Genomic DNA, 15,038 nt, shown 5'->3' with positions numbered 1-15,038 from the left:
GGCCACCTCCTCGGTCAACGGCTGACGGCCGCGATCACGACCGGGATGTCGGTGTTCTCGTCGGTGTGATAGCTCGCGCACACGCGGTGGTAGCCGTCGGCGATCTGCAGCGGTGCGCCGGTCGGAAAGTCGCCGCGCACCAGCAGGATGGGCGACAACGGTTGGCCCTTCTCGATTTTCGTCAGGTCCGCGGCGACGTGCGGGTTGTCGACTGGCAGCAGGCCCAGCCGCGCAGCACGCAGGATGTCTTTGGCCTTCCGGTGCGTCACGGTGCCGGCCTTTAGCTTCTTGATCACCTTTTTCACGGTTGCCGAGTCCGCGAGCATGGTGAGGTAGTCAGCGGCCGCCGGAAAGTCATGGGCCTCAGGCTTTTCCAGCCACTTCACGCTCAGCATCGCGGGCCTTCCCTTCGTCAGCCGACCTCGACGCAGCCTACCGGCTCGGCACCGCGAAATTTGGGATCGGTAGCGAATCGTGCGTTCTGTACTTGCGCCATGGCGACGCCATCGGGGCGGCGCATGAGGGAAGGAAACCGCAAGTGAAACGTCTTCTCGCGGCTGCGATTGGGACACTTGGCGCCGCATCGGTGCTGGTGGGGTGCTCCAGCGGCGGCCACTCAGCCAGCCCGGCGTCGAGCACGGCTCCCAGCGTCGCCAACGGCGGCGGGGCGCAGGTCAAGGTTGGCGGCGCCGACCTGGCCGGCCTGGACCCGGCCTCGGTGACGTGCGTCAGGACCGGCGGCAAGATCGACATCGGCAGTGGTTCCAGCGGTGGACGGCAGGCACTCGCCGTCGTGATGACCGACGAGGCCACCCCGAAGGTCGAGTCGTTGGCGATGGTTGTCGACGGCAACGCCCTGTCGGTCAGCAACAACATGGGCGCGAAGGTCGGCTCGGCCAACGTGGCGGTGGACGGCAAGACCTACACCATCACGGGGCAGGCGCAGGGCGCCGACTTGAAGAACCCGATGGCCGGAATGATCACCAAGGACTTCAACATCAAGGTGACCTGCGGCTGATCCGCTGCGACCGAGCGGCGGACGCGCTCACTCACGCGCCCGCCGCTCACCGCTTTCCCTGCCCACGCGACACCTTCGGACTTATGATGCAGCCGTGTTGATCCCCGACGAGCTGGACAACGCGCGCCGCCTGGCGTTCGCGGGCGACGAGGCCGGGGCCCGCGACCTGTTGCTGTCCCTGATACCGCACATCGAGCGGGAAGATCGGGACGATCTCATGCTGGAAGTCCTCGCGCAGCTCGGCGAGATCTACCTTGACCGCGGCGTGAATGACGGGGTGCGCGAATCCATCCGGCGCATCCAAGACTGCGTGGCGATCTACGCGGGGATGCCCGCCGACGCCGACAGCACACACCTGGTCCGCCGGTACTCGCGCCGAGCCCAGTTCCTGCAAGCCGGTTTGGCCGCGGCGATCGGCGATCACGACGGCGCGGCGGCGGCGCTGGCGGCGTTGGAGGACCGCGGCGCCGATCTCCCCGGCCTGGCCGACGAACACGCCCGGCTGCGCATCCGTGCCCGGGTCTTGTGTGCCACCGCGCTATGCGATGACGACCTGCACACGCAATCAGTCCCGTTGTGGGAGAAGGTCGTTAGCGACTTGAGTGACTACCGCGGCACCGGCCAGGGCGCGGACCACGTCCGGGTCATCGCCGGCATCGGGTACGGCAAATTCTGCGTCGACACCGGACGGCTGGCGGAAGCCGATCCCTGGCTGCGGCGCGCCGAAGCGCGCTCCCGGGCCAACGGTTGGGAACTGGCCGTGGCCCGAGCGCAATTGGAGCGCGCGGCGGCGCGCTGGTCGGCGAACGATCACGCCGGCACCGAGCAACTGGTTTCCGAGGCCCATCCCGTCATCGCGCGGCACGCCCGCACCCACGACATCGCCCGCTGCTGGCTGTACATGGGACTCACCCGGCTGGGTTCCGGCGCGCTGGAAGCCGCCGACGAGTGCTGGGAACACGCCGAACGGCACTGGCGCGAGCTGGGCAAACCCCTGTATCTGCACCGAATCTTGTTGCAACGCAGCTGGATAGCCATCTTCTGGAGCCGCTTCGCCGACGCCGTGGAGTTGATCGCGCAGGCCCGCGAACTGCTCGACTCGTCGCCGCGCAGCAGCTGGTTGCAGTACGCGCTGCTCGACAGCCACCTCGGCACGGTGTGGCGCGCGGACGCGCTGGCGGACCTCGGCTTCGACAGCTCGGGCGACCCCGACGAGACGCTGCAGGAGACCGAGGCGCGGCAGGCGGAGGGACTGGGCATCCTGCACGGCGAGATCGGGACCGACGAATACTGGCGCGGCATGACCAAGCTCGAGCAGGCCGCCGAGCTCAAGGTGCCGGCCGCGCTGGCTGTCGACTCGGTGCGGTACTCGATCGCCGACGCGGACGCGAGGGCGCGCTGGGCCGCCAGCATTTCGGGCCCCGTCCTGGCCGGCGCCTTCGCGGTCGCCTGGGAATGGGAGAACACCGAGCTGATCAGCGAGCTCGTCGAATACCATAGCGCGCGAGGCACTTTCGACACCGGTCCACAGCGTCCGCAAACCGGTGAATGGGCGTCGACGGCCACCGCGCCGGTGCCCGTGGAGACCCACCTCGAGCCGGTCCCGGCGCTGGCCGCGTCCGGCCCCTCGGCACCCGGCGGCGCATCCCTGACCCGGCTGGGACCGTTGCCACCCCTGCGGATGCAGCCCGACGCCGAGCCGATCCTGAGCCACTATCGCGAGCTGGCCGCCCAGCGCTACGGCCGCGACGTCACCGCGGCCGAGCCGGCCTGGTCGACCTGGCGATGAGCGACGCCGACCGGACCACCCTGATCCTGCGGTACGCCGACGTCGGGATCGCCACCTACGCGAGCTTGCGCGTCGTCGGGCAGCCGTCGAGAACCGTCACCTGGCTGGTCGAAGAGCCGCTGTTGCTGGCCGCCCTGGAAGAGCTGGCGGGCGCCCTGCCCGAGCCGCACGGCTCCGAGGGCAGCCGGGACGCCATCGAGCGCGCGCTGACCACCGGGGCGTTCGCGGCTCAGGAGGGCGAGCTGACGCTGGCCTACATCCTCGGGGTGTTGTTGATCGGAGCCCCGGGCTGGCAGCTGTTGGCCGAGTGCGTGACCACGCCGCGCGCGGTGCTGCTCGTCTCGCCCAGCGCGCGACTGGCGCGCGTGCCCTGGGGGCTGCTGGCCGTGCCGAAATCGGGCCCCAGCAAGGAGGAATTGGTGCGCGCCCGGCAGGAGGCCATCACCGCCAGCGGCCGGGCCGCGGCCCGGATCCCCTGGCAGCTGGCCGATATCCGGCAACACACCGACGGCCACCGGCTGATGGAACTGGTCGACGTCTTGATGGCGGTCCCGCCGAACATCGTGCACTCACCGCGGCTGCCGGCCGGATGGGACGCCAGGAAGGACGGTCCCCCGGTGCTGGTCCTCGACCCCCGGGTGCCGGGCCAGCGCCCCGACTCCGCGCTGGGGTCGGTGCTCGGCAGGCCGGGGCCGGAAACGCCGCTGGCGCGGCACTTCAGCGACGTGATGGGGCAGCGACCGGTGCTGCCCGCCGTCGAGACCGCGGTCGAGCTGTTCCGCCGGCAGGACGCGGACCGCACCTGGCTGGCCAAGCTGCTCGCCCAAGCCCCGAGCCGGCTGCTGTACGTGGGGCACGCGAGTTCGGCCGAAGGCCAAGCCGATCGGGCCGCGCTGCACCTGGCCGATACCGCCGACGTCCCCGGCGACGCCGACCCCGTCGGTGACCACCGCCCGCTGACCGCGTCGGACCTCATCGCCCTGCAACTGCCGATGCCGCCCCGGGTGGCGATGCTGGCGTGCGGCTCGGGCGGGGACTATCAATTCGACGAGGCCACCGGACTGGTCGCGGCGATGATTCTGGGTGGCGCGCAGTTGGTGACCGCCACCCTGTGGTCCCTGCCCACCACGGCGGCGTATCGGCAATTCGCCACCGGGGCGGCCGATCCGATGGCCGAGGCCGTGGCCGCCGTGGATCGGGCCCACGAGGCCGAGCCCGACGCCGGATGCGCGGTGAACCGTTGGCAACGGGCACAAATGCGCCGCTGGCGCGACGGCGACGCGACGGCCAGCCCGCTGTATTGGGGCGCCGTGGTCACCTTCGCGGTCGACGGTGCACGGTAGCGCTCACAGCGAGGCCACCCAGGCCGTATGGACGGCCAGCACGTCGTCGGGCAGCGAAAGCTCCTCGCGCGCAGCGGGATCGAAGGCGACCAAAACGACCAGGCCAGGCCGCAACATTGACAAGTCGAGGTCGTCGCCGCACCGGGCCAGCTTCCCGATGAACGTTTCCCCGGAAACCGCGACGACTTCGATGAAAATTTGACGCTCGACCGCCCGCACGGTGCCGACGCCGACGGCGCGGTCGGCGGCGCCCCGGCGCCGGGCGGACCTGACGCGGTCGACCAGCAGCCACAGCTTGTTCATGCGACCAGCGTGAAGCCGCCGGCCGGCTACCGAACCCAACTTTTCGGCTGCCGCATTTCGCGCGCTGCCCCTATTCTGTGCAGATGAGCGCGGATTCGCAGCTGGCCGTCGCGGTCGGCCACCCACGCCGCTCGGTAATCGACGCGGCGTGGCGGGCGATCGGTGCCGGCGTGGAGGTGCTCAGCAGCGACGACGGCGGCCCCCTGAGCCGCACCGTCAAACGCATCATCGATCCGCTGGTGCTCCGGTTGCGGTCGAACCCCCAGTACTCGGCGCCCGTCGTCAACCCCGAGACGGCCGCCGCGATGCGTGACCTGATCGTCGGCAGCGGCCCCGAATTGCGCTCGGCCGCAGCGTGGTTCGAGGTCCTCAAACTGGAGCGGCGCAGGCAGCGCATCCGCACCGGAAACGCCCAGGAACTGTACTTCCCGGTGTGCTTCGAGCTGGCGGTGACGAAAGGCCTACCGGCAGCGGAGGATCGCCAGACCGCGGCCGCGGTGCTGGCCGACATTCACCAGGGTCGCGACCGCACCGCGATCGAGGTGCTGCATCAGTACGTGGCCGACGGTGAAACGGTCGCCAAGCTGGCCGATCAGCTCGACCGGAGCTGGCGCGACGTGCGGGCGGCCGACACGGTCACCGGCCCGTTCCTGGCCGAACTCGCCACCGTCCTCGGCCCGGCCAACAGCCACCGCACCGCGACGGCGCGGCAGCGCGTCTGGCAGGCGATGATCGCCGACACCACGCCGTACAACCTGGGCGCGCTGGCCCGTGTCGAGTCGGCTGAACTGCCCTGGTCGATCGTCGGCCTGGGCCTGAGTTCGGTTGCCCCGCAACGGCCCCCGCGCGTCGCCGGCGGTGCCGACAGCGACCGGCCGTTGGACCGCAGCGTGGTGGACCGAGTGCGCGCCACGCTGCGCCGCGCGCTGGACCGCGATGCGTTGCCCGATATCCCCCTGCTGTGCGAGGAGGAGGTGGACCGGGCCTGCGCGCCCTGGGGGCTGCTGGCCGAGGACAAACAAGCAACGCTCGTCGCGGGCATCGAGATCGCGGTGGAGCTGGCCCCACTGGACCCGTCCGTCGCCAGCCGCTACGCCCTGGCGGCGCAGATTCAGGCCCGGCTGCGCAAGGAGGCCTACGTGCTGCACGCCCGGCGCTACCTCGCCGAGGGCGGGCCCATCCATCCGCGGCAGCGGCAGGTGGTCGACGACCTCGCCGCGTACGCCCAGCCCTACCTGAGTCGCCTGTGGGCGCGGCTGCACGGGCGCGACGTGTGGCAGGAGCCTTGCGACGACGTCGATGACGTGCGCTCGCTGCTCGAGGGGGTCGCGCGGTCGGTGAGCCTGGACCACCGGCAGCGCATCAAGGCGATGCTGGAATTGCAGGTGGCCGGATGAGATTGGTTGCCGACTCGGGTTTGTGGAGCACCGGCCCCGCCAGCGAGGCGTCGCCGCTGGCGGCGGTGCTGGAGGTCAGCGGGGCCGTGTTGTCGTGGACCCTGGACGAGCCCGACGACCACGATGCGGCAACCCACATCACGTTCACCGATTTCGGCCGCGCGGACTGGCTTTGGCGGATCCTCGGCGAATCCGGCCATGTCGCCCTGGTTTCCGCGCTGGAATCGGCGGACCAGCCGCACGGCATCGACCTCGCGGGCGTGGACATCGTGCCCGGCTCGCTGCGCCAGCTACGCAGGCTGGCCGTGGGCCACTGGCTGCGGCGCTGGTGGCCCGCCAGCCGGCAGGACGGCATCGCCGGGCTCGACCGCGCGCTGCTGGACCTCGAGGTCGCGCTGCTGACCGCAGGCGCGCAGGGCTACTTCGCCGACGACACCCTGGATTCGGACGTCGCCGGCTTGCTGGCGCCGCACGCCGCGGCCCTGGCCGCGCACCTGGCGGACGGCGACCCGCGCGCGTCCGATTTGGTGCGGGCGGGCGCCGACCTGGCAGACGAAGTGGGTGTGGACGGCCCCGGCTGGCCCGAACTCTTTGCCGCCCTTGATGATTCGGGCCTGGCCCTGGCCGTCCCCAGCGGACGCCAAGACGACTACGCGCTGGCGGCCGGCGCTGCCGCGGGCCCGCGCTCGGCGGCCCCGATCGCCCGTGGTGCCGCGTCCGTGAGCTGGGGCGGGGTCCCGCCCGCGATCTTCGATGCCGGTGAGAACACCGTCGACTGGACGGTGGAGGCCGCGGGACCGGCGGTGGTCGCCCGGGTGCGCGCGGCCGTCATCGGGCCGGACGCGCCGACCGGCGTGGCGGTGCGACTGCGCTCCGGGGCCCTCTCCGGCGCCGGGACCCTGGACGCCGCCGGCCGCGCGACCCTGCAATTGGTCGACGCCGAACAACGCCCCCTCACCGAATCGGTGGCCTGGGACCACGACTGGTCGGTCACGTCGATAGTCGTCGGGGCCGAGACGCCGGAGTCGGCCGACACCCGCGAACGGGTGCGCCGGTGGGCGCGGGCGCGGCTGGACCGCCCGGCCGGCGACGCCTTCCTCGCCGAAATATTGGCGGCCGAATCCGCCTATTAACGTGGACCGCGATTCCCTATGCTGAGCGAGTGCCAAACAACTATCGCGTGGTTCAGTGGAACACCGGCAACGTCGGCAAGAGTTCGCTGAAATCGATCGTCGCCAACCCCACGTATGAACTGGTGGGCTGCTACGCCTGGTCGGCGGAGAAGGTGGGCCGCGATGCCGGCGAGCTCGTCGGGATCGCCCCCGTTGGCGTGGCGGCCACCAACGACGTCGACGCGCTGCTCGCGCTGAAACCCGACTGCGTGGTCTACAACCCGATGTGGATCGACGTCGACGAGCTGGTCCGCATCCTGTCGGCCGGCGTCAACGTGGTCACCACCGCGTCGTTCATCACCGGGGGCAACCTGGGCAACGGCCGCGAAAGGTTGGCGCAGGCCGCCGAGTTGGGCGGGTCCACGATCTTCGGTTCCGGGGTCAGCCCGGGATTCGCCGAACTGCTGGCCATCGTCTCGGCGATGGTGTGCAACCGGATCGACAAGGTCACCGTCAACGAGGCCGCCGACACCACGTTCTACGACTCACCGGAGACCGAGAAACCGGTGGGTTTCGGCCAGCCGATCGACCACCCCGAGCTACCGGCGATGGCCGCGAAGGGAACGGCGATCTTCGGCGAGGCGGTCCGGTTGGTGGGCGACGCGCTCGGCGTGGAGCTCGACGAGGTGAAGTGCGTGGCCGAGTTCGCCCAGACCACGGCGGATCTCGAGATGGCGTCCTGGACCATCCCCGCCGGATGCGTGGCCGGCGTCTACATCAGCTGGCAGGGCATCGTCGGCGACACCACCCTGATCGACCTGAACGTGCGGTGGCGCAAGGGCCAAACGCTCGAGCCGGACTGGAAGATCGAGCAGGACGGCTGGGTCATCCAGATCGACGGGCAACCGACCGTGACCACCAAGGTCGGCTTCTTGCCGCCGCCGTACTTCGAGGCCACCACGATCGAGGAGTTCATGGACCTCGGCCACATCATGACCGCGATGCCCGCGATCAACGCGATCCCCGCCGTCGTGGCCGCCGCGCCGGGCATCGTCACCTACGCCGACCTTCCGCTGACGCTGCCGCGCGGGAACGCCCACGTCGGCGCCAAGCGGTCATAGGGCCGCATTGCGCCTGCCGGCCTTGGCGTAGGCGGCACCGAGCTGCGGCACCGGCAGCGGACCCTGTTCGCGCGCGGCCAGGATGGCGTTGCGCAGCGGACGGGCAAGTCCCGCAAAGGATCCCATATCGAAGAGCAGCGGCGTGAGCAACCGGTTGTGCACAAAACCGAACGAGCTGCCGGCTTCCGGGTCGGACCAGCCCAGCGTTCCACCGAGACCGACGTGGCCGAAGCCGCGCAGCAAGCCGGGTACCGGTGATTCGTGGTAGCCCAGATGAAACGGCATGGGCACCACCATGTTTGCGTCCGGCCACTTCCGCCGGGCGCTGCCCGCCAGGCCGCGCGCGAGGTCCTCGGACAGATACTTCTTGCCGTCGATGCGGCCGTCGTTGGCGAGCACGGCATACATCTTCGCCAGCCCCCGGCCGGTGACCACGCCGTTGGCGGCGGGAACCTCCCCGTCGAGGAAGGGGGTGTCCCCCTTGAGCAGGGAGATGATGCCGGGGAAGTACATCGCGCCCAACGCGCCCGAGAACGGCAGGCCGGCCATCTTGGGGGCGATGAAGTTGAACACCGGGGCCCGCAGCCTGCCCTGCGGGATGAGGATCTCCGCCGGCTTGGTGGGCGAGCCCTCCGGGGGCCGGCCGAGGTGTAGGCCGTCGGTGTTGAGGGGGCGCGCGACTTCCTGGCGAATGAGTTCGCGCATGCCCTTGCCCGTCACCGCCCGGGCCAGACCGGACAGCAGCCAGCCGTAAGTCAGCGCGTGATAGGCCTGCACGCCGCGCAGATGGTCGACCGACGCGGCGGCGAGGCGCTCTTCCATCAGGGCGTGGTCCATCAATTGCTCCTTGGTCACGCCGCGCAGGTGTGACAGCCCGGAGCGGTGCCGCAGGACGTCGCGAACGGTGATCTCCGCCTTGCCGTTGGCGGCGAACTCGGGCCAGTATTCGGCGACGGGCTCGTCATAGGACAGCAGGCCACGGTCGACCAGCCGATGGATCACCGTCGACGCGACCCCCTTGGTCGCCGAGAACACCATGGCGCCGGTGTCGGCGGTCCAGGGCTGGGTCCCGGCGCGATCCGACCATCCGGTCCAGACGTCGACGACGGGCACGCCGTCGATGTACACGCTCAGCGCCCCGCCGCCGAATCGGCGGCCGGGAAACAGCTGCCCGAACAGCCTGACGACGTTGGCGAAACGGGGATCGGCCGCGCCGGAGACTCCGCGCGGCAGGCCATCGTCGGCGACCAGAAGGGCCGACGGTTTCACGGCGCCCCGACGCCCCGCTACCACGAGACGAAGCTATCAGTCCGCCCTCTGGGACTGCGGACGTTTTGACATCGCGGAGCTACGCGGGCGGGGCCGGGGGGTCGGGAGGCTCGGGCGGCGGCGTGGGCGAATCCCCGAGATACTTGCGCAGCCGGAGCAGTTGGTTGACCACGATGCCGATGCCGAGCAGCATCAGCACCACCACTATTGCCACCACGATCGCGGTGCTCACGAATCCATGATGGCAGGGTGGGGTTTCAATAGCTCCCCTAGCGGGGTAGCCAGAGCGGCATGAGTAACGAGGACAAGCTGAAGAACAAGATCGAGGACCTCGGTGGCCGGGCCAAGGAGGCCATCGGCAAGGCGACCGGCGACCACGACACCAGGGACGAGGGTCGGGCGGATCAGGCCAAGTCGAGCCTGAAGGACGCCGGCGAAAAGGTGAAGGACGCGTTCAAGAAGTGAGCAGACTGGCCGCGCGGCGCCGCCTGCCGGTGCTCGCCGGGTTGGCGGCGCTGGCGGCCGGTGCTCTGGTTTCGAGCGCCCCCTCCCCGACGGCGTCGGCGGAACCCTGCCCGGATGTCGAGGTCGTCTTCGCCCGCGGGTCGGGCGAGCCGCCCGGCGTCGGCGGGATCGGCGGGTCGTTCGTGGACGCGCTGCGCTCGCAGCTCGGGTCCCGCTCGCTCGGCGTGTACGCGGTCAATTACCCTGCCAGCACGGACTTTTCGAATCCGGGCTTCCCGGCGACCGTCGTCGACGGCATCCGCGACGCCAGCTCGCACATCGAAGCGACGGCCAAGAATTGCCCCAACACCCGCGAGGTCCTCGGCGGATACTCGCAGGGCGCGGCCCTGGCCGGCTACGTCACGTCGGCCGCGGTCCCGCCCGGCGTACCGGCCTCGGCGGTGCCCGCGCCCATGCCCCCGGACGTAGCGAACCACGTCGCCGCCGTGACCCTTTTCGGGACCCCGTCGGGCGACTTCCTGCAGAAGTATCACGCACCGCCGCTGTCCATCGGCCCGCTTTATCAGCCCAAGACCTTGGAGCTGTGCGCCCAGGGCGACCCTGTGTGTGGCAGCGGCAACGGCAACGATTTCGCCGCGCACGTTTCCTACGGGGCCAACGGGATGACCAACCAGGCCGCCAACTTCGCCTCCAGTCATCTGTAGGCCGGACGGCCCTGCAAAGATCGCACCATGCGCGTTTTGATCACAGGCGGCACGGGGTTCGTCGGCGGTTGGACGGCCAAGGCCGTCGCCGATGCGGGGCACGACATCCGGTTTCTGGTGCGCACCCCCGCCAAGCTGGAGACTTCGGTGGCGAAGCTGGGCGTGGACGTGTCCGACTTCGCCGTCGCCGACATCACCGACCGCATGGCGGTGCGCAAGGCGCTGGACGGCTGCGATGCCGTCGTGCACAGCGCCGCCTTGGTGGCCACCGACCCGCGCCAGACGACGCAGATGCTCACCACCAACATGCAGGGCGCCCAGAACGTCCTCGGTCAGTCGGTCGAGCTGGGGCTGGATCCGATCGTTCACGTGTCCAGCTTCACAGCGCTGTTCCACCCGAGCCTGGAAACGTTGACGGCGGATCTGCCGGTGGTCGGCGGGGCCGACGGCTACGGGACGTCCAAGGCGCAGGTCGAGATCTACGCGCGGGGGCTGCAGGACGCCGGCGCGCCGGTGAACATCACCTATCCCGGCATGGTGCTCGGCCCGCCCGTCGGCGACCAGTTCGGTGAGGCCGGCGAGGGCGTCAAGGCGGCCGTGCAGATGCACGCGATCCCGGGGCGAAGCGCCGCCTGGTTGATCGTCGACGTCCGCGACCTGGCCGCGCTCCACGCGGCGCTGCTGGAGCCCGGCCGCGGGCCGCGCCGCTACACCGCCGGCGGCCACCGGGTCCCGGCGGCCGAGTTGGCGACGCTGCTCGGCGAGGTCGCGGGCACGCCCATGGTGTCGGTGCCCATCCCCGACACCGCGCTGCGCGTCGCGGGCGCGGTCCTGGACCGCGCCAATCGCTTCCTGCCGTTCGAGACCCCCTTCACCTGGGCGGGGATGCAGTACTACACGCAGATGCCGGCGTCCGATGATGCGCCCAGCGAACGCGAGCTCGGCATCAAGTACCGGGACCCGCAGGAAACCGTGGCCGACACCTTGGCGGCGTACCGCGCGGCGGCGACCTAGGGCACGCTTCGCGTGAGGAGGTCCGACCGATGAAGAGCGTGACTTGCACCAACGCGCGGCTGGACGTCGTCGACCTCCCCGCCCCGATTCCGGCCAAAGGCCAGCTGCTGGTCGAGGTCCTGCGGTGTGGCATCTGCGGGTCGGACCTGCACGCCCGCCGCCACTGCGACGAGCTCGCCGACGTGATGGCCGAATCCGGTTACGACGCGTTCATGCGGTCGGACCAGCAGGTCGTGTTCGGCCACGAATTCTGCGGCGAGGTGCTCGATTACGGCCCCGGCACCCGCAAGGCCCCGCGTCCCGGCACGCCCGTGGTCGCCCTGCCGCTGCTGCGCCGCGACAAGGAGGTGCACGGGATCGGGCTCTCGACGATGGCGCCCGGCGCCTACGCCGAGCAGTTGCTCGTCGAGCGGTCGCTGACCTTCGCCGTGCCCAACGGGTTGCCGCCGGAGATCGCCGCGCTGACCGAGCCGATGGCCGTCGGGTGGCACGCCGTCCGGCGCGGCGAGGTGAGCAAACGCGACGTCGCGATCGTCATCGGTTGCGGGCCAATCGGTCTCGCGGTGATCTGCATGCTCAAGTCGCACGGTGTGCGCGCGGTCATCGCCAGTGACTTCTCACCCGGCCGCCGCGCCCTGGCGACCGCGTGCGGGGCCGATATCGTCGTCGACCCCGCACAGGACTCGCCCTATGCGACGGAGGCGGGCCGCCAACACCTGCACGGCATCCTGGAGGCGTTCGACCTCGCGGTCGGGACGATCGAGAAGCTGCAGCGCCTGCGCCTGCCGTGGTGGCACCTGTGGCGCGCCGCCGACGCCGCGGGCGCCGCGACGCCCAAGCATCCCGTCGTCTTCGAATGCGTCGGCGTGCCCGGCATCATCGACGGCATCATCGCCAGCGCGCCGCTGTTCTCGCGCGTGGTCGTGGTCGGTGTTTGCATGGGCGCCGACCACATTCGGCCGGCCATGGCGATCAACAAGGAGATCGACCTGCGGTTCGTGCTCGGCTACACGCCGCTCGAGTTCCGCGACACCCTGCACATGCTCGCCGACGGCAAGGTCGACGTGGCGCCGCTGATCACGGGGACGGTCGGGTTGGACGGCGTCGCCGGCGCGTTCGATGCGCTCGCCGACCCCGAGGCGCACGCCAAGATTTTGATCGACCCCAAGAGCGACGCTAAGCGGCCGGCCTGATCTCCAGCCCGACGTGCACCTTGTCGATGCCGCCGCGCACGATCGAGTGCGCGTAGAACCACCAGGCGTGATACCAATACCGCTTGAGCACGGCGTTGTAGACCCGCCGGGTCTCCGACTTCGGCAGCACCCGGGCGATGCCCTCGACCGGCTCGCTCTTCGGTTTGCCCAACGCGGCGCTCTTGGCGATCGTCACCCGCGGGGTGTTCTTGATCCGCTTGGTTTTCCACGAACCGTCGTCGGTGATCACCAGCAGCTTGTCGCCCTCCGGAACACCCCAGATGGGCGTCGGCTTGGGACGGCCGTCCTTGGTGAACGTCGTCAACAGCAGGTACTTGGAATTGATGACGTCCTGAAAGCTGGGAGGCACGGCCTTCCTTCCTGTATTGCGATATTGGCAATCCAATTGCCCGATCGCGTGACTTCCTAATCCTCGGCTACCGGCGCCAACCCGTCACGCTAGAATCTTGGGCGATCGCCCAAGTCCTCGGCCGTCCCCGACAGGAACACCCCACCATGACCGCTTCCCCACGACCGAAGCAGCGGGATTCGACGACGCGCGACATGCTGATCGACGCGACCATCCAGGTCATGGTCGAGGAGGGCTACGCCGCGGCGACGTCGCGGCGGGTGGCGGGACAGGCCGGCGTCAAACCGGCCCTGGTGCACTACTACTTCCCAACCATGGACGAGCTGTACCTGAACGTGTTCCGGCGCGGCGCCGCCGCGTATCTGGACCGCCAACAACGGGCGCTGGATTCGGACCACCCCCTGCATGCCTTCTGGGGCACGCTCATCGAGCCGAAGGACACCCGCCTGCTGCTGGAATTCATGGGACTGGCCAATCATCGCAAGGAGATCAGGGCCGAGATCGCGGCGTGGTTCCAGCGGTGGCGCGAGATGCAGACCGCCGCGCTCGATTCCATCGTTCGCGAACAAGATCTGGACACGGCCGATTTCCCGCCCGCCGGCATCGCGGTCATCATCGCCGCGGTCGGTCGCATGCTGATCCTGGAACAGGCGCTGGGCGCCACGACCGGCCACTTTGAGGCCGTCGCGCTGGTGAACCGGGTCATCGACCGATTCGAGAGGCCGGGTTAACCCGTTTCAGGGCAACACGACTCGCAGCCGTTCCCAGCCCCGCACGGTTGAGGTCGACGCCAATTGCGCCGTGTCGTAGTCGATCCCCCACTCGGGCCAGCGGTTGAGGATCTCGTCCAGCGCCACCCGACCCTCCAGGCGAGCGAGGTTGGCACCGAGGCAGTAGTGCACGCCCTTGCCGAAGGTGATGTGCGAGATGTTGTCGCGACGGATGTTGTAGGTGTCGGGATCGGTGTAGCGGCGGTGATCGCGGTTGGCGGCGCCGAACAGCAGCAGCATGGCGCTGCCGGCCGGAACCGTCGTGCCGTAGCACTCGAAATCCTTTGCCATCCAACGGGCGACATGCGGACCCGTCGGTTCGAATCGCAGCGTCTCGTCGACGCTACGAGTCAACAGCGACCTGTCCTCATAGACGGCCCGGCGCTGGTCGGGATGCTCGGCGAGCACCTTGGCCAACCAGCCGATCAGCCGGCCGGTCGTCTCGTTGCCCGCCCCGGCCACCACCTGCGTGTAGTGCAGCACCTCCTTGCGGGTCAGCTTTCGGTGCACCCCGTTCTCGTCGTCGAACTCGACGTTGAGCAGTGTGGTCATCAGGTCGTCGGAGGGGTTCTCGGACCGCCACTGGACATAGTCGGCGTAGATCCGGCCGTCGGCGATCACGTCGGCGTCGGCGACCTTCATCGGTGCCCCCGGCTTGGTGCGCAGGTTGGCGTCGTTGGCGTCGCGCACCGAGACCTGTTCGGACTCCGGGATTCCCAACAGCATGCCGATCACCCGCATCGGCATCATGGAGGCGAGTTCGGCGATGATGTCGAATGACTCGGACCCGACGAGCGGATCCAGGCACCGCACGCAGTACCGCCGGATCTGGTCTTCCAGTTCGGCCATGCGGCGCGGGGTGAACACGCGAGACATCAGGCCGCGCAGCCTGGTGTGCTCGGGCGGATCCTGGAACATCATCACCCCGCCGGGCATGTCGAATTTCGACTGGATGAGCTCGAGGATGTCGCTGCGCCTGTTGGAGAACGTCTCCCAGTTGGCCAGCGCCCGTTCGACGTCGGAATGCCTTGACAGCGCCCAGAAGTCGTAGCGCTCGTTGTAGTAGATGGGCGCCTCTTCGCGCAGCCGGGCGTAGGTCGGGTACGGGTCGGCGATGATGCCGGTGTCGTAGGGGTCGTAGTAGACGTCGGTGTCGTTGGCGACGGTCAT

Annotated in this window: 17 protein-coding genes; 11 read left to right on the top strand and 6 right to left on the bottom strand. The window is 69.7% G+C overall.

Annotated features, from left to right (window positions below):
- Window positions 1-14: 14 nt before the first annotated feature.
- Complete coding sequence (locus A5730_RS22675; protein ID WP_055403158.1) at window positions 15-395, bottom strand: hypothetical protein; 381 nt, start codon at window positions 393-395, stop codon at window positions 15-17.
- A 143-nt stretch (window positions 396-538) separates the two neighbouring features.
- On the opposite strand from A5730_RS22675, the gene A5730_RS22670 reads away from it, so the two are divergent.
- From A5730_RS22670 to A5730_RS22660, 3 genes are all read left to right on the top strand, one after another.
- The gene (locus A5730_RS22670) at window positions 539-1,018 is read left to right on the top strand and encodes a lipoprotein LpqH (RefSeq protein WP_067905524.1); all 480 of its coding nucleotides are present in this window, start codon (window positions 539-541) and stop codon (window positions 1,016-1,018) included.
- 94 nt (window positions 1,019-1,112) lie between these two features.
- Window positions 1,113-2,807, top strand: coding sequence for a hypothetical protein (locus A5730_RS22665; RefSeq protein WP_067905522.1), 1,695 nt, complete (start codon window positions 1,113-1,115; stop codon window positions 2,805-2,807).
- A complete protein-coding gene (locus tag A5730_RS22660) occupies window positions 2,804-4,150 on the top strand; it encodes a CHAT domain-containing protein (RefSeq protein ID WP_067905520.1) in 1,347 nt (448 codons plus the stop codon). The genes A5730_RS22665 and A5730_RS22660 overlap by 4 nt, the downstream gene beginning before the upstream one ends.
- Before the next feature lie 3 nt (window positions 4,151-4,153).
- Here A5730_RS22660 and A5730_RS22655 read toward each other — a convergent pair whose 3' ends face one another.
- Window positions 4,154-4,492: a hypothetical protein gene (locus tag A5730_RS22655; protein ID WP_067905519.1), complete on the bottom strand. Its 339-nt coding sequence runs from the start codon at window positions 4,490-4,492 to the stop codon at window positions 4,154-4,156.
- Between the two features lie 44 nt (window positions 4,493-4,536).
- Between A5730_RS22655 and A5730_RS22650 the strand changes: the two genes are divergently transcribed.
- From A5730_RS22650 to A5730_RS22640, 3 genes are read left to right on the top strand one after another with little or no spacing between them, the layout of a single operon-like run.
- Window positions 4,537-5,850: a hypothetical protein gene (locus A5730_RS22650; RefSeq protein ID WP_067905555.1), complete on the top strand. Its 1,314-nt coding sequence runs from the start codon at window positions 4,537-4,539 to the stop codon at window positions 5,848-5,850.
- Window positions 5,847-6,983, top strand: coding sequence for a hypothetical protein (locus tag A5730_RS22645; RefSeq protein WP_067905518.1), 1,137 nt, complete (start codon window positions 5,847-5,849; stop codon window positions 6,981-6,983). Before A5730_RS22650 ends, A5730_RS22645 begins: the two co-directional genes overlap by 4 nt.
- A 29-nt stretch (window positions 6,984-7,012) precedes the next feature.
- The gene (locus tag A5730_RS22640; RefSeq protein ID WP_067905517.1) at window positions 7,013-8,083 is read left to right on the top strand and encodes a dihydrodipicolinate reductase; all 1,071 of its coding nucleotides are present in this window, start codon (window positions 7,013-7,015) and stop codon (window positions 8,081-8,083) included.
- On the opposite strand, the gene A5730_RS22635 is transcribed toward A5730_RS22640, so the two are convergent.
- Both A5730_RS22635 and A5730_RS25030 read right to left on the bottom strand, forming a co-directional pair.
- A complete protein-coding gene (locus A5730_RS22635; RefSeq protein ID WP_067905515.1) occupies window positions 8,078-9,352 on the bottom strand; it encodes a serine hydrolase domain-containing protein in 1,275 nt (424 codons plus the stop codon). The genes A5730_RS22640 and A5730_RS22635 overlap by 6 nt on opposite strands.
- A 79-nt stretch (window positions 9,353-9,431) precedes the next feature.
- Entirely contained in the window at window positions 9,432-9,584 is a 153-nt protein-coding gene (locus A5730_RS25030) for a hypothetical protein (RefSeq protein WP_197506321.1), read from the bottom strand.
- Window positions 9,585-9,643: 59 nt separating this feature from the next.
- Here A5730_RS25030 and A5730_RS22630 point away from each other — a divergent pair, with 59 nt between their 5' ends.
- The 4 genes from A5730_RS22630 to A5730_RS22615 are packed head-to-tail and all read left to right on the top strand — an operon-like array spanning window position 9,644 to window position 12,728.
- Entirely contained in the window at window positions 9,644-9,817 is a 174-nt protein-coding gene (locus A5730_RS22630; RefSeq protein WP_046182002.1) for a CsbD family protein, read from the top strand.
- Window positions 9,814-10,521 (top strand): cutinase family protein, encoded by a 708-nt coding sequence (locus A5730_RS22625; RefSeq protein WP_067905513.1) that lies wholly within the window; start codon window positions 9,814-9,816, stop codon window positions 10,519-10,521. The genes A5730_RS22630 and A5730_RS22625 overlap by 4 nt, the downstream gene beginning before the upstream one ends.
- 27 nt (window positions 10,522-10,548) lie before the next feature.
- Window positions 10,549-11,535 (top strand): SDR family NAD(P)-dependent oxidoreductase, encoded by a 987-nt coding sequence (locus tag A5730_RS22620; protein ID WP_067905511.1) that lies wholly within the window; start codon window positions 10,549-10,551, stop codon window positions 11,533-11,535.
- Between the two features lie 29 nt (window positions 11,536-11,564).
- Entirely contained in the window at window positions 11,565-12,728 is a 1,164-nt protein-coding gene (locus A5730_RS22615) for a zinc-binding dehydrogenase (RefSeq protein WP_067905509.1), read from the top strand.
- On the opposite strand, the gene A5730_RS22610 is transcribed toward A5730_RS22615, so the two are convergent.
- A complete protein-coding gene (locus A5730_RS22610; RefSeq protein WP_067905507.1) occupies window positions 12,712-13,098 on the bottom strand; it encodes a PPOX class F420-dependent oxidoreductase in 387 nt (128 codons plus the stop codon). The genes A5730_RS22615 and A5730_RS22610 overlap by 17 nt on opposite strands.
- A 146-nt stretch (window positions 13,099-13,244) precedes the next feature.
- On the opposite strand from A5730_RS22610, the gene A5730_RS22605 reads away from it, so the two are divergent.
- A complete protein-coding gene (locus tag A5730_RS22605) occupies window positions 13,245-13,829 on the top strand; it encodes a TetR/AcrR family transcriptional regulator (RefSeq protein WP_067905505.1) in 585 nt (194 codons plus the stop codon).
- 6 nt (window positions 13,830-13,835) lie between these two features.
- On the opposite strand, the gene A5730_RS22600 is transcribed toward A5730_RS22605, so the two are convergent.
- On the bottom strand, window positions 13,836-15,038 hold the full coding sequence (locus A5730_RS22600) for a cytochrome P450 (RefSeq protein ID WP_067905503.1): 1,203 nt from the start codon (window positions 15,036-15,038) through the stop codon (window positions 13,836-13,838).

The sequence above is a fragment of the Mycobacterium sp. ACS4054 genome (genome assembly GCF_001667275.1).
GTDB lineage: Bacteria > Actinomycetota > Actinomycetes > Mycobacteriales > Mycobacteriaceae > Mycobacterium.
The sequence above is the reverse complement of the archived record's forward strand: the minus strand, read 5'-3'. Positions and strand labels throughout refer to the sequence as shown.

Coding starts and splice junctions, on each gene's coding strand:
- A5730_RS22675 (WP_055403158.1), bottom strand. CDS start 395: ATGCTGAGCGTGAAGTGGCTGGAAAAGCCTGAGGCCCATGACTTTCCG.
- A5730_RS22660 (WP_067905520.1), top strand. CDS start 2,804: ATGAGCGACGCCGACCGGACCACCCTGATCCTGCGGTACGCCGACGTC.
- A5730_RS22650 (WP_067905555.1), top strand. CDS start 4,537: ATGAGCGCGGATTCGCAGCTGGCCGTCGCGGTCGGCCACCCACGCCGC.
- A5730_RS22645 (WP_067905518.1), top strand. CDS start 5,847: ATGAGATTGGTTGCCGACTCGGGTTTGTGGAGCACCGGCCCCGCCAGC.
- A5730_RS22630 (WP_046182002.1), top strand. CDS start 9,644: ATGAGTAACGAGGACAAGCTGAAGAACAAGATCGAGGACCTCGGTGGC.
- A5730_RS22620 (WP_067905511.1), top strand. CDS start 10,549: ATGCGCGTTTTGATCACAGGCGGCACGGGGTTCGTCGGCGGTTGGACG.
- A5730_RS22615 (WP_067905509.1), top strand. CDS start 11,565: ATGAAGAGCGTGACTTGCACCAACGCGCGGCTGGACGTCGTCGACCTC.
- A5730_RS22605 (WP_067905505.1), top strand. CDS start 13,245: ATGACCGCTTCCCCACGACCGAAGCAGCGGGATTCGACGACGCGCGAC.
- A5730_RS22600 (WP_067905503.1), bottom strand. CDS start 15,038: ATGACCGTCGCCAACGACACCGACGTCTACTACGACCCCTACGACACC.